The organism is Seonamhaeicola marinus, from assembly GCF_008085455.1.
This window is the reverse complement of sequence record NZ_VSDQ01000194.1, coordinates 1-536: the sequence shown is the minus strand read 5'-3', so window position 1 is coordinate 536 and position 536 is coordinate 1. Positions and strand designations below refer to the sequence as shown.

Sequence of the window (536 nt, the reverse complement as noted above, 5' to 3'; positions counted from 1 at the left end):
ATCTGTATATAAATCTTCAGAAGATTTTACAGTATAATCACCATTTGCACCTACTACTAACGATGTTAAACCTACGTTATAGCTAAACATTTCGGCTCTTGCCAAAAAGCCATTACTTATTAAAGATTCAATACTTTCACCAACAATTAACTCATCATAATTATCGGTCATTGGTAATTCAATACTAGAGCTCAAAGGTGTTGCTGTAACACCTAAAATAAAACTTTGGCTAAAAAACTTAAATAGCTTTGTAAATGAGTTATAGTGTGCTTCATCAATAATTACTAGGCCAATATCCGAAATATCTAACTTATCATCATTCAGCCTATTATTTAAAGTTTCAACCATGGCAACAAAACAAGAATACTCTGCTTGGTCACTTAAATCGGCTTTACTATCAACAACTTTATTACCAACACCAAACTCTGTTAACATTTTTGATGTTTGTTTGCATAACTCAATTCTATGAGTCATTACAAGTACTTTTTTCTTGTGAGTTTTTAAATATTGCCTAACAATTTCAGAGAAAATAACGG

Annotated in this window: 1 protein-coding gene; it reads right to left on the bottom strand. The window is 30.8% G+C overall.

Features of this window, described 5'->3' with window-relative positions; translation table 11 throughout:
• On the bottom strand, window positions 1-536 hold a 536-nt coding region (locus tag FUA24_RS02965), incomplete at both ends, for a DEAD/DEAH box helicase family protein (RefSeq protein WP_148540005.1).